18 protein-coding genes and 1 pseudogene are annotated in these 18,335 nt (G+C 48.4%); 6 read left to right on the top strand and 13 right to left on the bottom strand.

Annotated features, from left to right (window positions below; translation table 11 throughout):
* Positions 1-4: 4 nt before the first annotated feature.
* From WHR59_RS10475 to WHR59_RS10460, 4 genes are read right to left on the bottom strand one after another with little or no spacing between them, the layout of a single operon-like run.
* The gene (locus WHR59_RS10475; protein ID WP_338843968.1) at positions 5-841 is read right to left on the bottom strand and encodes a ketose-bisphosphate aldolase; all 837 of its coding nucleotides are present in this window, start codon (positions 839-841) and stop codon (positions 5-7) included.
* Positions 842-865: 24 nt separating this feature from the next.
* Complete coding sequence (locus tag WHR59_RS10470) at positions 866-1,909, bottom strand: NAD(P)-dependent alcohol dehydrogenase (RefSeq protein WP_043016638.1); 1,044 nt, start codon at positions 1,907-1,909, stop codon at positions 866-868.
* Positions 1,910-1,926: 17 nt separating this feature from the next.
* Positions 1,927-3,306: an MFS transporter gene (locus WHR59_RS10465; RefSeq protein ID WP_043016639.1), complete on the bottom strand. Its 1,380-nt coding sequence runs from the start codon at positions 3,304-3,306 to the stop codon at positions 1,927-1,929.
* A gap of 26 nt (positions 3,307-3,332) precedes the next feature.
* Positions 3,333-4,409, bottom strand: a complete 1,077-nt coding sequence (locus WHR59_RS10460) for a zinc-binding dehydrogenase (protein WP_043016640.1) — start codon at positions 4,407-4,409, stop codon at positions 3,333-3,335.
* Between the two features lie 296 nt (positions 4,410-4,705).
* On the opposite strand from WHR59_RS10460, the pseudogene WHR59_RS10455 reads away from it, so the two are divergent.
* Both WHR59_RS10455 and yajD read left to right on the top strand, forming a co-directional pair.
* A pseudogene (locus tag WHR59_RS10455) lies at positions 4,706-5,958 on the top strand (glycoside hydrolase family 18 protein).
* Between the two features lie 93 nt (positions 5,959-6,051).
* Entirely contained in the window at positions 6,052-6,396 is a 345-nt protein-coding gene (gene yajD, locus WHR59_RS10450; protein WP_043017929.1) for an HNH nuclease YajD, read from the top strand.
* A 44-nt stretch (positions 6,397-6,440) separates the two neighbouring features.
* Here the strand turns inward: yajD and WHR59_RS10445 are convergent, their stop codons facing one another.
* Together WHR59_RS10445 and msrB are read right to left on the bottom strand one after the other, a co-directional pair.
* Positions 6,441-6,716, bottom strand: coding sequence for a YeaC family protein (locus WHR59_RS10445; protein ID WP_043016642.1), 276 nt, complete (start codon positions 6,714-6,716; stop codon positions 6,441-6,443).
* 42 nt (positions 6,717-6,758) lie between these two features.
* Positions 6,759-7,172: a peptide-methionine (R)-S-oxide reductase MsrB gene (gene msrB, locus WHR59_RS10440; RefSeq protein ID WP_043016643.1), complete on the bottom strand. Its 414-nt coding sequence runs from the start codon at positions 7,170-7,172 to the stop codon at positions 6,759-6,761.
* 341 nt (positions 7,173-7,513) lie between these two features.
* Here msrB and gapA point away from each other — a divergent pair, with 341 nt between their 5' ends.
* Together gapA and WHR59_RS10430 are read left to right on the top strand one after the other, a co-directional pair.
* A complete protein-coding gene (gene gapA, locus WHR59_RS10435; RefSeq protein WP_003030697.1) occupies positions 7,514-8,509 on the top strand; it encodes a glyceraldehyde-3-phosphate dehydrogenase in 996 nt (331 codons plus the stop codon).
* 83 nt (positions 8,510-8,592) lie between these two features.
* Positions 8,593-9,477, top strand: coding sequence for a D-hexose-6-phosphate mutarotase (locus tag WHR59_RS10430; protein WP_338843966.1), 885 nt, complete (start codon positions 8,593-8,595; stop codon positions 9,475-9,477).
* Positions 9,478-9,559: 82 nt separating this feature from the next.
* On the opposite strand, the gene WHR59_RS10425 is transcribed toward WHR59_RS10430, so the two are convergent.
* The 4 genes from WHR59_RS10425 to WHR59_RS10410 form a co-directional block, all read right to left on the bottom strand.
* Complete coding sequence (locus tag WHR59_RS10425; RefSeq protein ID WP_199995103.1) at positions 9,560-10,414, bottom strand: aldo/keto reductase; 855 nt, start codon at positions 10,412-10,414, stop codon at positions 9,560-9,562.
* A gap of 175 nt (positions 10,415-10,589) precedes the next feature.
* Positions 10,590-10,943, bottom strand: coding sequence for a hypothetical protein (locus WHR59_RS10420; protein WP_199995102.1), 354 nt, complete (start codon positions 10,941-10,943; stop codon positions 10,590-10,592).
* A 10-nt stretch (positions 10,944-10,953) separates the two neighbouring features.
* Positions 10,954-11,196: a hypothetical protein gene (locus tag WHR59_RS10415; protein ID WP_043016647.1), complete on the bottom strand. Its 243-nt coding sequence runs from the start codon at positions 11,194-11,196 to the stop codon at positions 10,954-10,956.
* A gap of 578 nt (positions 11,197-11,774) precedes the next feature.
* Complete coding sequence (locus WHR59_RS10410) at positions 11,775-12,521, bottom strand: MipA/OmpV family protein (protein ID WP_043016648.1); 747 nt, start codon at positions 12,519-12,521, stop codon at positions 11,775-11,777.
* A 433-nt stretch (positions 12,522-12,954) separates the two neighbouring features.
* Here WHR59_RS10410 and yeaG point away from each other — a divergent pair, with 433 nt between their 5' ends.
* Both yeaG and WHR59_RS10400 read left to right on the top strand, forming a co-directional pair.
* Positions 12,955-14,889, top strand: a complete 1,935-nt coding sequence (gene yeaG / locus WHR59_RS10405; RefSeq protein ID WP_043016649.1) for a protein kinase YeaG — start codon at positions 12,955-12,957, stop codon at positions 14,887-14,889.
* Positions 14,890-15,013: 124 nt separating this feature from the next.
* Positions 15,014-16,297 (top strand): YeaH/YhbH family protein, encoded by a 1,284-nt coding sequence (locus WHR59_RS10400; protein ID WP_043016650.1) that lies wholly within the window; start codon positions 15,014-15,016, stop codon positions 16,295-16,297.
* A 75-nt stretch (positions 16,298-16,372) separates the two neighbouring features.
* On the opposite strand, the gene WHR59_RS10395 is transcribed toward WHR59_RS10400, so the two are convergent.
* Genes WHR59_RS10395 through WHR59_RS10385 form a run of 3 tightly spaced genes read right to left on the bottom strand, consistent with a single transcriptional unit; the run spans position 16,373 to position 18,241 of the window.
* Entirely contained in the window at positions 16,373-17,011 is a 639-nt protein-coding gene (locus WHR59_RS10395) for a CatB-related O-acetyltransferase (protein ID WP_181634622.1), read from the bottom strand.
* 35 nt (positions 17,012-17,046) lie between these two features.
* Positions 17,047-17,457: a hemerythrin domain-containing protein gene (locus tag WHR59_RS10390; RefSeq protein ID WP_043016652.1), complete on the bottom strand. Its 411-nt coding sequence runs from the start codon at positions 17,455-17,457 to the stop codon at positions 17,047-17,049.
* A gap of 13 nt (positions 17,458-17,470) precedes the next feature.
* A complete protein-coding gene (locus WHR59_RS10385; protein ID WP_338843965.1) occupies positions 17,471-18,241 on the bottom strand; it encodes a class I SAM-dependent methyltransferase in 771 nt (256 codons plus the stop codon).
* Between the last annotated feature and the right edge of the window lie 94 nt (positions 18,242-18,335).

Here is an 18,335-nt window from a genome sequence, read left to right as displayed (position 1 = left end):
ATTGTCATTCCGCTTTACCGTCAGAGCCAAACAATTTAATTTTTTCTAATGCTCGCTCTTTTACTGCTTTACGAACTTCACGTTCAACGTGGAGAAACGGCTGATTCTGATTCGCTTGTACAGCCGCCATGGCGGCCTGGCATAGTTCAGTATGAATGTTGATTTTAGAGATGCCTAATGAAATGGCTTTTTTGATATCCGCATCGCTGATACCTGACGCACCGTGTAGCACCAGCGGAACAGAAACCGCCCGGCGTACGCGCTCAACAACCTCGAAATTAAGTTTCGGTTCAGAGGTATAAACCCCGTGCTGGTTGCCAATCGCCACCGCCAGAGAATCACAGCCGGTACGCTCGACAAATTCCGCCGCCTGGCTTGGGTCGGTATAGTGATAGCCCGCCAACGCCTCTTCATAAACCGTTTCATTCCCCACATGGCCCAGTTCAGCTTCGACCGGCACGCCCAGCGGATGGAAAAAATCCACAGCCTCTTTCGTCAGACGAATATTCTCTTCAAAATCAAAGGCAGAGGCATCACGCATTAGCGAATTCATACCATGGGTCCAGGCGTTATGGATAATTTCCATGCTGCGTCCGTGATCCCAGTGCGTAATAACCGGAACCGAGGCTTTTTTCGCCATTGAAACCATCATGTGCGAGAAATCTTCAAATGTGGTATTACCTACAAAACCAGTGCCGAAGGAAATAATCACCGGCGATTTAGATTCTTCCGCCGCATCCATCACCCCCATTAGCATTTCTGCATTCCACACGTTAAAGTGGGCAATTGCATAATGTTTATTTTGGGCATCATTTTCCCAATATTTAATATCTGCCAACATGGTTATTTCTCCCTTTTGAATAAATTAATGATTTACTTTAATAACGCCTTTGATAATTTCACGCTTGTTATTAACGGATTCATCAAACGCGCGCTGAACATCTGCATAATCGTAAATATGCGTCACCATCGACTTCACATCGAAACGACCAGAGGAGATGGCTTCAATCGTTACCGGGTAGCGGTTGGCATAACGAAAAACCGTCTGAATCGACACTTCACGGTTAATTTTGAGGAAATTAATCGCTGAATCACCAGGTACTGTACCCACGATCATAATTTTCCCGCCGCGCATCACCAGATAGGGAGTCTGTTTAACGGTGATGGCTGAGCCGGCGGTTTCGAAAACAATGTCCGCCCCCATGTCGCCAGAGAATTGTTGGCAACAGGCGATGGTGTCCTCTTTTGCACCGTTGATAACGGTCGACGCCCCAAGTTGCTCGGCCATCACCAGGCGTTTTTCCAGCACATCAACCACCGCAATGTCGGTTGCGCCCAAACATTTACAAGCTTGCAGGGTCATTAAACCAATACAGCCAGCCCCCAGAATGATGATTTTCTTGCCCGGCTTAACGTCCGCCAGCATTGCAGCATGCATACCGACCGCCGCAGGCTCCACCAGCGCGCCTTCCAGCGTGTCCATGTTATCGGGCAGCTTGTAAGTGAAGCTCTCCGGATGACACAGATAGTGGGTTAGCGCGCCGCGATAATTGGGCTGAGTGGCCATGAAATCGACGTCCGGACAGATGTTGTATTTCCCTTCAAGACAGTAGCGACAGTGACCACACGGCACGCCCGGCTCAATGTTCACCCGGTCTCCGGGTTTAAATTTTGTCACTCGGTTTCCTACCGCCACCACCGTACCAGCGCATTCATGCCCCAGACCAATTTCCTGATTGGGATCTTTCGGCGGAATAAAAGGACCCGATTCAAAACCATGAACATCTGATCCACAAATTCCAACGTATTCCACTTTAATCAGCACTTCATGCTCTTTTGGCACCGGAATTTCGGCGTCGATAATTTTCATCGTTCCCGGTGTTTTTAAGATTGCTTTTGAATTTTTCATCTTATTTCCCATCAATATTATTTGCTGGTAATTGCATCAATACCGAGACTTTCGACAGAGACGCCTTTTGTTTCGATTCCGATAGTGGCAATAGCAACCGCGACAATAATTGAGACAGCGCCAAGTAGTACAAATACTCCCGTCACACCGTAGCTGCTAAGCAATACCGCGACAGCATAAGGTGCCGCGATACCGCTGATACGCCCTACCGCGTTGGCAAGCCCAGACCCGCGAAGTTTCGCCTCGGTCGGCCATATTTCCGGAACATAAACCGCTGAGGCATAACAGACGTACATATAAACAAATGTAATCAGGAAGAAACCAATTAATGTTATTAACAGCATGCTGGTTTGCAGTGAATAGATATAACCCAACACAGCGATTAATACTAATAAGCCAACTCCCATGATTTTTCTCGGAATTTTATCCATTACCAACATGGCGATAAAAATCCCAAACGGCGCGCCAAACATACTCATGGTATTTAAAACAATGGAGTCTTTCAGATTAATACCTTGAGTCATAAATATTGTCGGTAGCCAGTTAATTAAGGTGTACTGCACGACGTTCATGGCAATCAGAACAAAGGAACCCAAAATAACCCGTTTAAGTAACACCCCTGTTAATAAGGCGGAATACGGAACAGAACGCGGTTGTTTGCCATCATCATCTATTACGACTGGTGGCAGCGGCTTGCCGGTCTGGCGAATAACGCCCTCCTCAATTATCCGCATTACCTGTTCGGCTTCCTGGTAGCGTCCGCGAGATTCCAGCCAGCGAGGCGACTCCGGGAAACTGCGCCATGCAATAACAGTTGCTATAAGCGACAGCACAGCTGGAATCAACAACTGTACACGCCAGTTCCATTCCGCGCTGATAAGTGGTGTCAGCCCCATAGCAATCAGCGAACAAAGTGGATAAGACCAGTTACCGATAAACGATACCCGACTGGACCAGGTACCACGATTTCGGCCTGGCATATATTCGGTAAACCCGGCAAATAAGGTCACCAGCAATGCACCTAATCCAACTCCCATTACAAAACGACAGGCGATCAGGAAGGTCATGTTGGGTGAAAACGCACCAACTATCATAGAAATAATATGAATCGCTTCATACAAGATAAATGCGTTTTTACGCCCGGTTTTGTCACCGATAATTCCCCCCCCGAGCGCGCCGAGAAACATTCCTGCCGTCGTAATGGCAGAAAACGTGGCGGTGGTGGAATTATCGGTCCAGCCGAGTTCTTTTAACTGCGCGAGAATTAATCCGCCAACGGCATTACTCCAACAAACCAGTAATCCGAAGGCAACCATTGCAAACATCGACATGTGCCAGCGGCAGTCAGGCAGCCTGTCCAACCTCGCGCCGCAGTGCGGTTTTGCTATCTGTTCCATCCGGGAACCTTCCTTTAATAAATGGGTTATTCATCAAAGTCATAGGTCATGATGACCTTAATCGCGGTTTTATCGACCATGGCGTCAAAACCTTCGCGCCATTGCGACAGACCAATACGGTGAGTGATCATCGGTTTGACTTTGATCGCGCCGCTGGCCAGCAGACGGATGGCATTGCGCCAGGAGGTGGAATCGTAAGCCATATGGCCAATGATGCTTTTATTCCACGCAGTGATGTCGTTAATGGAAAATTCGAGAGGCTTGAAGCCCATGCCCACGCGGACGACTTCACCGTTGGGACGCAGCATTTCAATTGATTGTTTAAGGGCAATGTTGGCACCGGAACATTCGATAACCAGTCCCAGATTGTCTTTCCCGCAGATTTCCTGACAACGTGCAACCACATCTTCGGTCGAACCGTTGACGACCGCTGTCGCCCCCATTTCTTTGGCAATGGGGAAACGCACCGCGACATCGTCTTCCAGCCCGACCATCACGATATTAACAGCCCCCATAATGCGCGCCATTTGTACGGAAAAGAGTCCTAACGGGCCGGTACCGAAAACCACAACGTCCTGGCCCGGAAGAAATTTGGATTGCTGAGCGATAGATTTGTAGGCATTGCAGATAGGATCCAGCACAGCCGCTTCTTCATAATCGACCCCAGCAGGGATTTCCCACAGCGCGTGACGGTGAATCTTGAGGATTTCCCCAGGGACCAGACAATATTTCGAGAACCCACCGCCCCAGGTATTGTTATCCAGACCTAAATTCACCTTTTCTGTACAACAAAGAAAATCGCCTTGTTCGCATGCAGGACATACGCCGCAAACGTGCCCGCTGTTATCTGACACCACTCGCTGCCCTACCTTCCAGTCCTTAACCTTGTCGCCAACCTGTACAATTTGCCCAGCGAATTCATGACCACGAATCGAATTAAAAAGGTCGGATCCACTGTCGACATTGTAGTGTTTCATGTCCGCGCCACAGATAGCAGCCGCCTTGATTTCAATCACAACGTCATCCGGACCGCATACTGGCTCCGGAACATCAATCATCTTGTAGCCACCAAAGGCCTTGCCAAATCTTGCCAGTGCTTTCATTGAATTTTCCTTTGTGTTCGTTTTGCATCAGTGGTCATCATACTTATCCATATAATTTTTGAGGTCAACATTAAATCTTTAAAACACAGATACAGATCTGCATTTCACAACTCAGATCACAAATCAGTGCAAAGATGAACTGAAACTCAATGGAACACGGCAGCCGCTTCGCTAAAAATGGCGTGAACCTCTTCGCATTTTTTCTGTTATGAAACTGTTAACCTACGAGTGCTGTTTTTTTCGCCACGCCATTTCCGTGGCGTGTTTGCTTGTTTAAATGTCAAAGAGGAACACCGATGAAACTATTGCCTTTGTTGGCAGCATTACCCCTGCTCTGCGCCAGCGTTGTTTCCGCCAGTTCACTGATGTCAGTTGGCTACTTTAATGGTGGCGGCGACGTCACTGCCGGCCCCGGTGGCGACATCAATAAACTGGATGTTCGTCAGATAACCCACCTCAACTATTCATTTGGCCTTGTCTACAACAATGAAAAAGACGAGACCAATGACGCCTTAAAAGACGCCAGCAAGTTGCATCAGATTTGGCTTTCACAGAAAGTGCAGGATGATTTGCTGAAAATTCCACAACTGCGTAAACAAAACCCGAACCTGAAAGTTCTGCTTTCCGTCGGTGGTTGGGGCGCACGTGGATTCTCTGGCGCGGCGGCAACGAAAGAAACACGTGCGGTATTTATTCAGTCTGCGCAGGAGATAATTGCGAAATATGGTCTTGATGGCATCGATCTCGACTGGGAATATCCGGTCAATGGCGCCTGGGACTGGTCGAAAGTCAGCCGGGCGACCGCGCTAACTTTACCGCACTGTTAACTGAGCTGCGTGCCGCATTAGGGCATAAAAAACTACTGACCATCGCCGTGGGCGCGAATGCGGAAAGCCCGAAAAGCTGGGTGGATGTGAAAGCCATTGCGCCATCGCTCGACTACATCAACCTGATGACTTATGACATGGCTTACGACACCCAGTATTTCAACTCGAACCTGTACGATTCGACGCATTGGCCGACGGTCGCCACGGCGGATAAGTACAGCGCCGATTTTGTCGTTAACAACTATCTTGCCGCTGGTCTAAAAGCGAGTCAGATGAACCTTGGCATTGGTTTTTATGGACGAGTACCAAAACGTGCCGTTGAGCCAGGCATTGACTGGAGCAAACCCGACGCGCAGAAAAACCCCGTTACCCAGCCCTATTTCGAACCCGCGCAAATTGAGTTGTTCAAATCACTGGGCGTCGATCTGAGCAAAGATACCTATGTGAAGTACAACGATATCGTGGCGAAGTTGATCAACGATCCGCAAAAGCGCTTTAGCCAACATTGGGATGATGAAGCGAAAGTGCCGTGGTTATCGGTAAAGTCTGCGGATGGAAAAGCACTCTTTGCTCTCTCCTATGAAAATCCGCGCTCGGTAGCGATTAAGGCTGACTACATCAAGAGTAAGGGGCTGGGTGGCGCCATGTTCTGGGAATACGGTGCGGATGACCAAAATCAGTTGGCGAAGCAGTTAGCCGATTCGTTAGGCATCAAACACTGATCCCAACGCCTGACACAATAGGTTATGATTAGCGCATTCTGCTGCGCCCGCTTTTGGCGCAGCTCTTCATTTTCTACTGGAGGCATGAGCTTTATGGCTTTTATCCCTAAAAATTACGCCCGTCTGGAAGTCGGTTACCGGGAAAAGGCGCTTAAACTCTTTCCCTGGGTCTGCGGACGTTGTTCCCGTGAATTCGCGTATTCAAATTTGCGCGAGTTGACGGTACACCATATCGATCACGATCACTCCAATAATCCGGAAGATGGTAGCAACTGGGAAATGTTGTGCCTGTACTGCCACGATCATGAGCACTCGAAATACACAGAAGTGGATCAGTATGGTTCTACCGTAGTGGCGGGCGAAGATGCGCAGAAAGACGTCGGTGAAGCGAAATATAACCCGTTCGCCGATCTGAAGGCGATGATGAACAAGAAATAACATCAGTTGCGGGCCCGACACCTATATATGCCGGGCCTGGGTAATCAAGATTTAAACGTCGCTATCGGTTCGGGTGAAATACCAAATTCCACTTTCAGCTGCTGCTTACTCTTCATCACCATCTCACCGTTGGTATCAATTGTCATATGCTGCGCGTCAATATTGTTTCGCGCCTGCCATAACATGACCAATTGCAAGCAGTTCTCTTTTTGTTCTGCCGTTAGCGCCACGCCATCCGGCCATTTTCCGAGTTCAACGGCAGTAGATAAGCGCTGATAAACTTCCGGCGTCATGCTGTTGATCATCTCATCAAGATTCATGTTAAATCCACTCTCCGCAGAATAATTTGCTGAATCGTTTCTTCAGCCCTTGGTTTGCTCACCGTTTTCACCATCGGTGAAGTTCAAAGACGCTGAGTTAACGCAGTAACGTTCACCGGTAGGTTTCGGGCCATCCGGGAAGACGTGTCCCAGGTGCGCATCGCAGTTACCGCAGCGGATTTCAATGCGCTGCATACCGTGTGACGTATCTTTTATGTAACGGATAGCCTCTTCACTGACAGGCTCGTAAAAGCTGGGCCAGCCGCAGCCTGAGTCATATTTTGTCTCGGAACGAAATAGCGGTTTGTCGCAGATCAGACAGTGGTAGATGCCGTCACGTTTGTTATGCAGCAAACGCCCGGTAAATGGCGGTTCTGTCCCGTGATTCTGCGTCACGTAGAACTGCATTTCGGTTAAATTATTTTTCAGTTCTTCTGGAGAAGGTTGATTAGCCATTTGCTCACATCTCGCTTTATCTAAACTCACATCGCGAGACAGATTCTAACAAAACATTAACACCGGAGTACGAACTTTTGTTCTAAACTTAATCCTTGCGAAATGGCAGCCTGCAATTCGTGATCAGAATCACATTTTTATCTTGATTGCCCTTTAAAATTCGGGCCGCCGACCCCATGTGGTTTCAAGCCCAAAGGAAGAGTGAGGCGAGTCAGTTGCGCAAAGCTTAGGCAGCAGTTTGATTTGTCGCAATGATTGACACGATTCCGCTTGACGCTGCGTAAGGTTTTTGTAATTTTACAGGCAACCTTTTATTCACTAACAAATAGCTGGTGGAATATATGACTATCAAAGTAGGTATCAACGGTTTTGGCCGTATCGGTCGCATTGTTTTCCGTGCTGCTCAAGAACGCTCTGACATCGAGATCGTTGCAATCAACGACCTGTTAGACGCTGACTACATGGCTTACATGCTGAAATATGACTCCACTCACGGCCGTTTCAACGGTACCGTTGAAGTGAAAGACGGTCATCTGATCGTAAACGGTAAAAAAATCCGTGTTACCGCTGAACGTGATCCGGCTAACCTGAAATGGGACGAAGTTGGTGTTGACGTAGTAGCTGAAGCTACTGGCCTGTTCCTGACAGACGAAACCGCTCGTAAGCACATCACTGCTGGCGCGAAAAAAGTGGTTCTGACTGGTCCGTCCAAAGATAACACTCCGATGTTTGTTAAAGGCGCTAACTTTGACAAATACGAAGGTCAGGACATCGTTTCTAACGCTTCCTGCACCACTAACTGCCTGGCTCCGCTGGCTAAAGTTATCAACGACAACTTCGGCATCATCGAAGGTCTGATGACTACTGTTCACGCAACCACCGCTACTCAGAAAACCGTTGATGGCCCGTCTCACAAAGACTGGCGCGGCGGCCGCGGCGCATCCCAGAACATCATCCCGTCCTCTACCGGTGCTGCTAAAGCTGTAGGTAAAGTACTGCCAGAACTGAATGGCAAACTGACTGGTATGGCGTTCCGCGTTCCTACCCCGAACGTATCTGTTGTTGACCTGACCGTTCGTCTGGAAAAAGCTGCTTCTTACGAAGAAATTAAGAAAGCAATCAAAGCTGCTTCCGAAGGCCCGATGAAAGGCGTTCTGGGTTACACCGAAGACGACGTAGTATCTACCGATTTCAACGGTGAAGTTTGCACTTCCGTGTTCGATGCTAAAGCTGGTATCGCACTGAACGACAACTTCGTGAAACTGGTATCCTGGTACGACAACGAAACTGGTTACTCCAACAAAGTTCTGGACCTGATTGCTCACATCTCCAAATAAGTTGAGATGAGTATCTGATCCAAAAAGGCGACTTCGGTCGCCTTTTTTTATGACCAAAATATTTAAACACCAAGGATTGCATCATGATTAACAAAATTTTCGCTCTCCCGGTCATTGAACAAATTACCCCTGTCCTCTCCCGCCGTCAGCTTGATGAGCTTGAGGTTCTTGTTGTCGATCACCCACAGGTTAAAGCTTCTTTCGCACTGCAGGGCGCACACCTTCTTTCCTGGAAACCAAACGGCGAAGAGGAAGTTCTGTGGTTAAGTAACAACACTCCGTTTAAAACCGGCGTAGCGCTGCGTGGCGGCGTACCAATATGCTGGCCGTGGTTTGGTCCGGCGGCTCAGCAGGGTCTGCCTTCTCATGGCTTTGCCCGTAACCTGCCATGGACGCTAAAAGCACACAACGAAGACGACAATGGCGTGGTGCTGACGTTTGAACTGCAAAGCAACGCTGAAACGCGTCAGCTATGGCCGCATGAATTCTGCCTGTTGGCCCGTTTCAAAGTGGGCGCTACCTGCGAGATGGAACTGGAAGCTCACGGTGAGTTTGAAACCACCTCTGCGCTGCATACCTATTTCAACGTCGGTGATATTGCGGCGGTGAAAGTCAGTGGTCTTGGCGATCGTCTGATCGATAAAGTGAATGATGCTAAAGAAGATGTGCTGGCTGATGGTATCCAGACCTTCCCGGATCGCACCGATCGTGTCTATCTGAATCCGGAAGCGTGCAGCGTGATTCATGATGCTGCGCTGAATCGCAATATCGACGTCGTCCACCACCATCATCTGAATGTCGTGGGCTGGAACCCGGGCCCGGCACTGTCCGTCAGCATGGGCGACATGCCTGATGACGGCTACAAAACGTTTGTTTGCGTAGAGACGGCTTATGCGACAGCTCCGCAGAAAACCACTGAAGAAAAACCGTCTCGCCTGGCGCAGACTATCCGGGTAGCTAAACGCTAACACAGCTCTGAGCACCATGCCGGATGCGGCTCACGCCTTATCCGGCCTACAAACCGCTCGCAGCCGTAGGCTATTCGACAAATCAGGCCATATCCAGCGCCGTTTTGCCTTTTGGTGCCGGATATGCCTTATCTAACTGCTTCAGCTCATCAACAGAGAGCGCTATCTCCAGGGCAGCGGCATTCTGTTCCACATGCGCTACGCTTGCCGCTTTCGGAATCGCCATTACGCCCGGTAGACGAATCACCCACGCCAGCAAAACCTGAGCAGCGCTGACATTGTGCGCGCGCGCGATGTCGTTAACCACAGAGTTAGCAAGCAAGTCACCGCGCAGTCGACCTGCCTGAGCCAGTGGGCTGTATGCCATAACTGGCATCTGCTGCTGCTGGCACCACGGCAGCAAATCATATTCAATACCGCGCGATGCTAAGTGGTAAAGCACCTGGTTAGTTGCGCATTCCCGCCCACCAGGTACCTGCCATAACGCCTGCATATCATCATAATCAAGATTTGAGACGCCCCAGCGACGGATTTTCCCTTGCGCAATAAGCGCTTCCATGGCATTAACAGTCTCAGCAAATGAAAAATCGCCCGTCCAGTGCAGCAAATAAAGATCCAGATAATCAGTTTTCAGTCGACGCAAGCTCGCTTCACAGGCGGTAATGGCCTTCTGTCCACCGGCATTCCAGGGATAAACTTTCGAGACTAAAAAGGCGTTATCACGCCGCCCCGCTATTGCTTCACCCACCACCTCTTCCGCTGCGCCATCAGCATACATTTCGGCGGTATCAATCAGCCGCAGCCCGAGATCCAGACCAGCCTGCAGCGCAGAAACTTCATCCCGGCGTCGGCTTCGGTCCTCGCCCATGTACCATGTTCCCTGCCCAATAGCAGGAAGCGATTCCTGCTTTGTAAACATCACCTGTTTCGCTGTCATCGCACCCTCCTGTGTTAATGCACCACAGTAAAGCAAAACAACCGGCATGTGTCCTGTTAAGGTGCACAAATTGCACCATCCGTGATTGGGATTGACCGCTATGGCAATGGCATAAAAAACCCGGGAAGAAATAATGCTCCCGGGCTAAATAGAAAAATTCTTAACTGCGCGGCGATTATTTCAAGCGGCCTAAATATTTACCCTCTTTCATCGCATTGATCTTTCCATTTTTATAAACGATGACGGAAATCAGGCCCGCGCTATAAGTCTGAGCTTCTGCACTGTTCTCATCATTTGCCGCAGCTTTGCCATTAATATAAGCAATACCATCAGCGCCGCGTTTAAAGTCCACACCCAGTTTATTCACATGCACTGGCGTGGTTTTAGTGACGTGTGCCGGGGCATTCGCATCGCTGACCATCGTTTTATGTTCATGCTGCAGCTGCTGTCGATATGCTTCACTGATGGCATAGGCGGGCACCGCTGCAGATGTCGCTGCCAGCACAGCGATAATTATTAATTTTTTCATAAGTTAAATCTTAATATTTGTCGTGTTTGTGGTGATGACTGGTATTAGTATCATTTGAGCTATATACGTTTTGCGCGTTTTCCATAGCCTGTTTTTCAGCTGCGGCATTGATTGTCGCCTGACGGTTTTGCTCTGCGATATAGCAGGCATCGCGGCTCACGCCCTTGCTTTCGCAAGCATTCATGCGTGAAGCCTCAGTGGAACATCCCGCCAGAACGCAGCTCATCATCGCTATCAAGATTAACTTTTTCATTATTTATACCCGGTTGATTCTCAAGAAAGCCACATGGCATGTAATACCTCAGCCACGCAGAGTTACTGTCTTAACTTTAAGTTGGATTAATATCTGCAATAGATAATTTAATGTCAATTTTAATTTTTTCAGATAAATACCTAAAAGATGTAAAGTAAAAATGAATTGAATGGTTTTCTTTTTTTCAAATGAAAGTTAACTTTCAATGTTAATCAAAAAGAATAAAATAGTTATCAACTGTTTTATAGCGCACGATAAGAAATAATAAATGCATGCTACGATTATAAAAGAGAATCCTATCAAGATATTGCACAAACCAAAATCACTTACACAGGACAATGATTCGTAAAATTGTGCAGATACGCCTCCCTTACCAAACGAAGATATTTAAGGTTAATCATGCAAGAGGTTTAATTTTGGTAATTGCGACAGAGAAACTACGTTAAATATTCGTTGCGACCAGGTGTAATGTCATAATGGCACAAAAAATCAAATCTCATGTTTTAGATCAACATTCATCTCTGTTACGCACAAAAAAGCCCGCATCTCTGCGGGCTAGTGTTTGACACGCAGTGGTATCAGAACTTGTAGGTCACACCCACTGAGAAGATGCCAGACCAGGACTTGTCAACCATTGGGCTGTCCTTCACTTCATCACTCAAACGCACATAACGGCCAGTGCCGTATACGTTCCAGTTGCCAAGGAAGTTATAGCTCGCGGTTAACTCCAGGAACGGATCCCAACCATCGTCAGCGTTGTAGCTTTTCAGACCACTGCGGCGAGACTCGTTATTAGACACGCCATAATAATAGTCGTTGTAGTTTTCGCTGCTGTACTGCACACCGATACCCGGCGTCAGAGTCAGCGCACCGTTGGTGTAACGGTAGAGCCAGGCCAGATCCCAGATAAAACCATTGCTGTTATCCAGAGTATCACCCGCCAGTGCAGTACGCAGGAAACCATACTGGGTGTTATGTACATACGAGAGGCCAGCCATCAAGCTGCTTTTACGCTTGTCGAGTTGGCGCAAAGCATGGCTATCGCTATCACCCGGCTTGAAGTGCGTCGGATCATAGTACGCCATGATGGAGAGCTTATCTGCCGTATCATTCCACAGATAGTAGCCGCCACCCAGACCGTGGAACCAGACGTTATCGCCTTCATAGGTGACAACCGGAACGGGATAAACATCACGGTCATACTGTTTGTACGGGCTGTTAATCACGCCGGCACCTGCACCAACAGTCCACTGACTTTCCGCCTGTGCGGTGCTAACTGCGGTTGCTGCAAGGATGCCCAATGCCAGAAGTTTGAGTTTGGTCACAGTCCATAATTCCTTATTCAAATGTGTAGCGGTCAAAGTGTAACCGCCAATACTCTTCAGCCCAACTATTTTACGTATTCGCCCCGGAATGTAACCCCCTAATTTCTCAGCGAGTGATGACAATTTGCTTGCAGAAGGGTTAACACTGTATGAATCCTGCCTCATTTCTTTACATAAGATGTGCTTTTTTTGCTGATGAGTTATTGATATGCCATTGAAATTCATTTGCGCACACAGGCAAGTTTTGCAAATGCCATCTACGCTTAATTTTAGAAGGTGTATCACCGAATGCGTTGATCTCCTGACCACCACAATGGCATGAGAGTTGCTTATTTCTTCAGCGGCGACGTCGTTCAGTTTACCTCTTCAGGGGCCTCTACTATTCATATGAACGGCTCTTAACATGTGCTAAAAAACGAAAGGACGGCATACCATGAATATATTCGATCACTATCGCCAGCGTTATGAAGCTGCCAAGGACGAAGAGTTCACGCTGCAGGAGTTTCTTACCACTTGTCGGCAAGATCGCAGTGCTTATGCCAACGCGGCAGAGCGGCTATTAATGGCTATTGGTGAGCCTGTCATGGTCGACACTGCCCACGAACCTCGACTTTCTCGACTCTTTTCGAATCGGGTGATTGCACGATATCCCGCCTTTGAAGAGTTTTACGGCATGGAAGACGCCATTGAGCAGATTGTTTCTTATTTGAAGCATGCGGCTCAAGGTCTGGAAGAGAAGAAGCAGATCCTGTATCTGCTGGGGCCTGTGGGAGGGGGGAAATCATCTCTTGCTGAGCGGCTGAAGTCGCTGATGCAGCGAGTACCGATTTATGTCCTGAGCGCCAATGGCGAACGTAGTCCGGTAAACGATCATCCGTTATGCCTGTTTAATCCACAGGAAGACGCGCAGATTCTGGAAAAAGAGTATGGGATCCCGCGTCGCTATCTCGGTACGATCATGTCGCCGTGGGCTGCGAAACGTCTGCATGATTTTGGCGGGGACATTACAAAATTCCGCGTCGTCAAAGTCTGGCCGTCTATTCTGGAGCAGATCGCAATCGCCAAAACGGAGCCTGGTGATGAAAACAACCAGGATATCTCTGCGCTGGTGGGGAAAGTGGATATTCGTAAACTCGAACACCACGCCCAGAACGATCCTGATGCCTATGGTTATTCGGGCGCACTGTGCCGCTCAAACCAGGGGATTATGGAGTTCGTTGAGATGTTTAAAGCACCGATTAAAGTGCTGCATCCTCTGCTGACCGCAACCCAGGAAGGAAACTACAACGGGACAGAAGGTATCTCCGCCCTGCCGTTTAACGGGATTATTCTTGCCCACTCGAACGAATCCGAATGGGTGACGTTCCGTAATAACAAAAACAATGAGGCGTTCCTTGACCGTGTTTACATCGTCAAAGTGCCTTATTGCCTGCGGATCTCCGAAGAGATCAAGATTTACGAAAAACTGCTCAATCATAGTGAGCTGACCCATGCGCCTTGCGCGCCGGGTACGCTGGAAACGCTCTCTCGCTTCACCATTCTTTCTCGTCTGAAAGAACCTGAGAACTCGAGCATTTACTCGAAGATGCGCGTTTACGATGGTGAAAGCCTGAAAGATACCGATCCAAAAGCGAAGTCCTACCAGGAGTATCGGGATTACGCTGGGGTAGATGAGGGAATGAACGGTCTCTCCACGCGTTTTGCGTTTAAGATCCTTTCTCGCGTCTTTAACTTTGATCATGCAGAAGTTGCGGCGAACCCGGTGCATCTGTTCTACGTCCTGGAACAGCAAATCGAGCGCGAACAGTTCCCACAGGAGCTGGCTGAACGATATCTTGAGTTCCTGAAAGGTTATCTGATCCCGAAATATGCTGAATTCATTGGCAAAGAGATCCAGACAGCCTATCTCGAATCCTATTCCGAATATGGACAAAATATTTTCGACCGCTATGTCACTTATGCGGATTTCTGGATTCAGGATCAGGAGTATCGCGACCCGGATACCGGTCAGCTGTTTGACCGTGAGTCGCTGAACTCAGAACTGGAGAAAATTGAGAAGCCGGCGGGTATCAGTAACCCGAAAGATTTCCGTAACGAGATCGTTAACTTTGTTCTGCGTGCCAGAGCGAATAACAGCGGTCGTAACCCAAACTGGACCAGTTACGAAAAACTGCGCACGGTTATTGAGAAGAAAATGTTCTCCAATACCGAAGAGCTGCTGCCGGTGATTTCGTTCAATGCCAAAACCTCGACTGACGAGCAGAAAAAGCACGACGATTTTGTCGATCGTATGATGGAAAAAGGCTACACGCGTAAACAGGTGCGTTTACTGTGCGAATGGTATTTGCGCGTACGTAAATCGTCCTAATAGCATAAATGCCCGGTGGCGCATGCGCTTACCGGGCTTGCAAAACAATGTTCCGTAGGCCGGATAGCGCCAGCGCCATCCGGCACTTACAGACATGGCGAACAGTTGGCAGTACGGGGGGCATATGACCTGGTTCATAGACCGACGTCTTAACGGCAAAAACAAGAGCACGGTAAACCGTCAGCGCTTCTTACGCCGTTATAAATCGCAAATTAAACAGTCGATCTCCGAGGCCATTAACAAGCGTTCGGTGACTGATGTGGATAGCGGCGAATCTGTCTCTATTCCGACCGATGATATTAGCGAACCGATGTTCCACCAGGGGCGTGGCGGCCTGCGCCATCGTGTGCATCCGGGTAACGACCATTTTGTGCAGAATGACCGTATTGAGCGCCCACAGGGTGGCGGCGGCGGTTCAGGAAGCGGGCAAGGCCAGGCCAGCCAGGATGGCGAAGGTCAGGATGAATTCGTCTTCCAGATCTCTAAAGATGAGTATCTCGATCTGTTGTTCGAAGATTTAGCACTTCCTAACCTGAAGCAGAATCAGCAGCGTCAGTTAACGGAGTACAAAACGCACCGGGCAGGGTTTACCTCAAACGGTGTGCCTGCCAACATCAGCGTGGTGCGCTCCCTGCAAAACTCACTGGCGCGCCGCACGGCGATGACGGCGGGTAAGCGTCGCGAACTGCATGCGCTCGAAGCAGATTTGGAAACCATCGCGAAAAGTGAACCAGCGCAGTTGCTGGAAGAAGAACGGTTACGCAAAGAAATTGCCGAATTACGGGCAAAAATCGAACGCGTGCCGTTTATCGACACCTTTGATTTACGCTACAAGAATTATGAAAAACGGCCCGATCCTTCCAGCCAGGCAGTGATGTTTTGTCTGATGGACGTTTCTGGCTCAATGGATCAGTCGACCAAAGACATGGCCAAGCGTTTTTACATCCTGCTGTATTTGTTCCTGAGCAGGACCTACAAAAACGTGGAAGTGGTTTATATTCGCCACCATACCCAGGCGAAAGAGGTGGATGAGCACGAGTTCTTCTACTCTCAGGAAACCGGTGGCACCATTGTCTCCAGCGCGTTGAAGTTAATGGATGAAGTAGTAAAAGACCGTTACGACCCGGCCCAGTGGAATATTTATGCCGCACAGGCCTCGGACGGTGATAACTGGGCGGATGATTCACCGTTGTGTCACGAGATTCTGGCGAAAAAACTGCTACCGGTGGTGCGATATTATAGCTATATCGAAATCACCCGCCGCGCGCACCAGACCTTGTGGCGTGAATACGAACATCTACAGTCAACGTTTGAAAATTTTGCGATGCAGCATATCCGCGACCAGGATGATATTTATCCGGTATTCCGCGAACTGTTTCATAAGCAAAGTACGACCAGTAATAGCTGACCACATAAACAAATCAGCCAGAGATTACCTCCTCTGGCTGATTTTTATGACCACGTATCTTGACCAGACTTTATGTCATAGCGCATTTTGTCTCAGGCAAGCCACTTCCACTTCGAGCGCGGAAATATCGCCAGAAGACAACAGAGGTTGCATTTTCACGAGTGACTCCTCTGGTAGCTGGTACAAATTAAGGGCCAGTAATCGTTCAATTTCACCCATCGGCAGGCGATATTTTATTATTTTAGCCGGATTACCTCCGACTACAGCATACGGTGGCACATCTTTAGTCACCACCGCACCTGCTGCAACAACAGCGCCTTCCCCAATAGTAACGCCTGGCATGATCATGGCCCGCATACCTAACCAACAACCATCATGCAACACCGTGTCGCCCCGAAACTCGTAAGCATCTTTGATTGACGCCATAAAAGGATAAAGGCTGATCCAGTCAAGCCGATGCGTACTATTTCCACCCATCAGAATAACGCTTTCCGCGCCTATGCAGACGAAATTCCCGATAATCAACTTATCCAAATGTCCAAGCGGTTCCCAGTCTTTGCTGATCTCATCGCCGAGTAAATACCTCACAACCGAACGTTCGAATCCTTGATCCCAGCAATCACTGTAATAACTATGTGTACCCTTAATAATAATATTAGGGTTGGTCACCGTCTGATGAAGATACTCCATTCTCGACCAGTGTTTTTCTGACACTTCACCATCCTTTTATCATTGAGTTTTAAAACACCCTACATCCTTTCCACCAGCGGATAGAAGTCTTTATTTTCTTTTTGCATACGCTCATACACTTTGCGTAGAACATTGTTGGCATCACATCTGAATGCCGCATCATTACCTACTAATTTACTGGCAATATTCCAGCGCCGGGAAAAAACTTCATATTCACTGACGATATCCGTCATTTCGCGTTGAAATTTTGAGCTAACCTGTCTGAGCGTGCTGCTTCCATCATGTTCAATATGCGGATAAAGGAACTGATCTTCAGCAGACAAATGCGTTTTAATAATTGCACTCATGCTAACGATCGCAGTAGCAATTTCCTGAGCATTGGATGATACCCCTGCATGGCTCAACTTACGCAGAAATGATATTTTTTCCAGGATTTCAACATGCTGATTTTTCATTTTATCAATATTCATCCGGTTATCCTTTTCATTTTCCCTTTACGGAGCAGCAGGCAATGTAGTTGAGCTGGTGACGTTGCGAACGGAAGAAGCGAAACATTTTCAGGAACCGGCGACGATTGTCACTCGTGCGTAAGCCGTTAAACACAATTTTAATCGCTCCTGTAAGCCCTTCATCACGAATTAATCCTCGCGGCGACATCAGCGACATATCGCCATTCTGCTGCAGGACCTGTTCAAACCCACAGTTGAGAAATAACTCGCGCCAGGCTTGTCTGGTCATCGGGCTGACATTCGACTTCACCACCTCTACAAGCTGGCCCTGCTCGCCCGCGCCCAGTTTTTGTGCGGTAAACATAATGTCGTGAGTGAGCAGACGACCGCCGGGCTTCAATACGCGAAAATACTCGGCAACTAACTTCGCCTTCGCTTTATCGGCATACATTGTCAGCATGGCTTCGTTAATCACAACGTCGAAACTGTTATCCGCAAAAGGAAGGATGTTGGCGTTAGCAGCCATGACGTGAATGTGATTTTCCAGACCTTTTGCCGCCACGTTGTTTCTGGCGTTTTCCAGTGCGGTTTTATCCATATCAATGGCGTATACCGTACAACCATAGCGTTGAACTAACTCTATCGCCGTCGTGGCCATGTTGCATGCCACTTCAAGTACCAGGCTGTTGGACGTTAACTGTGACTGGCTGAACAACCACTCTGTTGCTTCAACGCCTCCCGGACGCAGACGTGTTTTGCCCAGGCTGGCTAAGAAAGTATGCCCCGCTTTTTCAGTCGCGCTCATCTGTCTGTCTCCTTTTCTATAAGTTGCATTATAAATACAACATTAAGAGTTAAAGGTGAAGCACGCGAATGATTTTTATTACAAAATGTCCTTT

It is taken from the genome of Citrobacter europaeus (assembly GCF_037482245.1).
Taxonomy (GTDB): Bacteria; Pseudomonadota; Gammaproteobacteria; order Enterobacterales; family Enterobacteriaceae; genus Citrobacter; species Citrobacter europaeus.
Note: the sequence above shows the minus strand (reverse complement) of the source record. Positions and strands in the feature narration are given on the sequence as shown.

Coding starts and splice junctions, on each gene's coding strand:
- WHR59_RS10475 (WP_338843968.1), bottom strand. CDS start 841: ATGTTGGCAGATATTAAATATTGGGAAAATGATGCCCAAAATAAACAT.
- WHR59_RS10470 (WP_043016638.1), bottom strand. CDS start 1,909: ATGAAAAATTCAAAAGCAATCTTAAAAACACCGGGAACGATGAAAATT.
- WHR59_RS10465 (WP_043016639.1), bottom strand. CDS start 3,306: ATGGAACAGATAGCAAAACCGCACTGCGGCGCGAGGTTGGACAGGCTG.
- WHR59_RS10460 (WP_043016640.1), bottom strand. CDS start 4,409: ATGAAAGCACTGGCAAGATTTGGCAAGGCCTTTGGTGGCTACAAGATG.
- yajD (WP_043017929.1), top strand. CDS start 6,052: ATGGCTTTTATCCCTAAAAATTACGCCCGTCTGGAAGTCGGTTACCGG.
- WHR59_RS10445 (WP_043016642.1), bottom strand. CDS start 6,716: ATGAATCTTGATGAGATGATCAACAGCATGACGCCGGAAGTTTATCAG.
- msrB (WP_043016643.1), bottom strand. CDS start 7,172: ATGGCTAATCAACCTTCTCCAGAAGAACTGAAAAATAATTTAACCGAA.
- gapA (WP_003030697.1), top strand. CDS start 7,514: ATGACTATCAAAGTAGGTATCAACGGTTTTGGCCGTATCGGTCGCATT.
- WHR59_RS10430 (WP_338843966.1), top strand. CDS start 8,593: ATGATTAACAAAATTTTCGCTCTCCCGGTCATTGAACAAATTACCCCT.
- WHR59_RS10425 (WP_199995103.1), bottom strand. CDS start 10,414: ATGACAGCGAAACAGGTGATGTTTACAAAGCAGGAATCGCTTCCTGCT.
- WHR59_RS10420 (WP_199995102.1), bottom strand. CDS start 10,943: ATGAAAAAATTAATAATTATCGCTGTGCTGGCAGCGACATCTGCAGCG.
- WHR59_RS10415 (WP_043016647.1), bottom strand. CDS start 11,196: ATGAAAAAGTTAATCTTGATAGCGATGATGAGCTGCGTTCTGGCGGGA.
- yeaG (WP_043016649.1), top strand. CDS start 12,955: ATGAATATATTCGATCACTATCGCCAGCGTTATGAAGCTGCCAAGGAC.
- WHR59_RS10400 (WP_043016650.1), top strand. CDS start 15,014: ATGACCTGGTTCATAGACCGACGTCTTAACGGCAAAAACAAGAGCACG.
- WHR59_RS10390 (WP_043016652.1), bottom strand. CDS start 17,457: ATGAATATTGATAAAATGAAAAATCAGCATGTTGAAATCCTGGAAAAA.
- WHR59_RS10385 (WP_338843965.1), bottom strand. CDS start 18,241: ATGAGCGCGACTGAAAAAGCGGGGCATACTTTCTTAGCCAGCCTGGGC.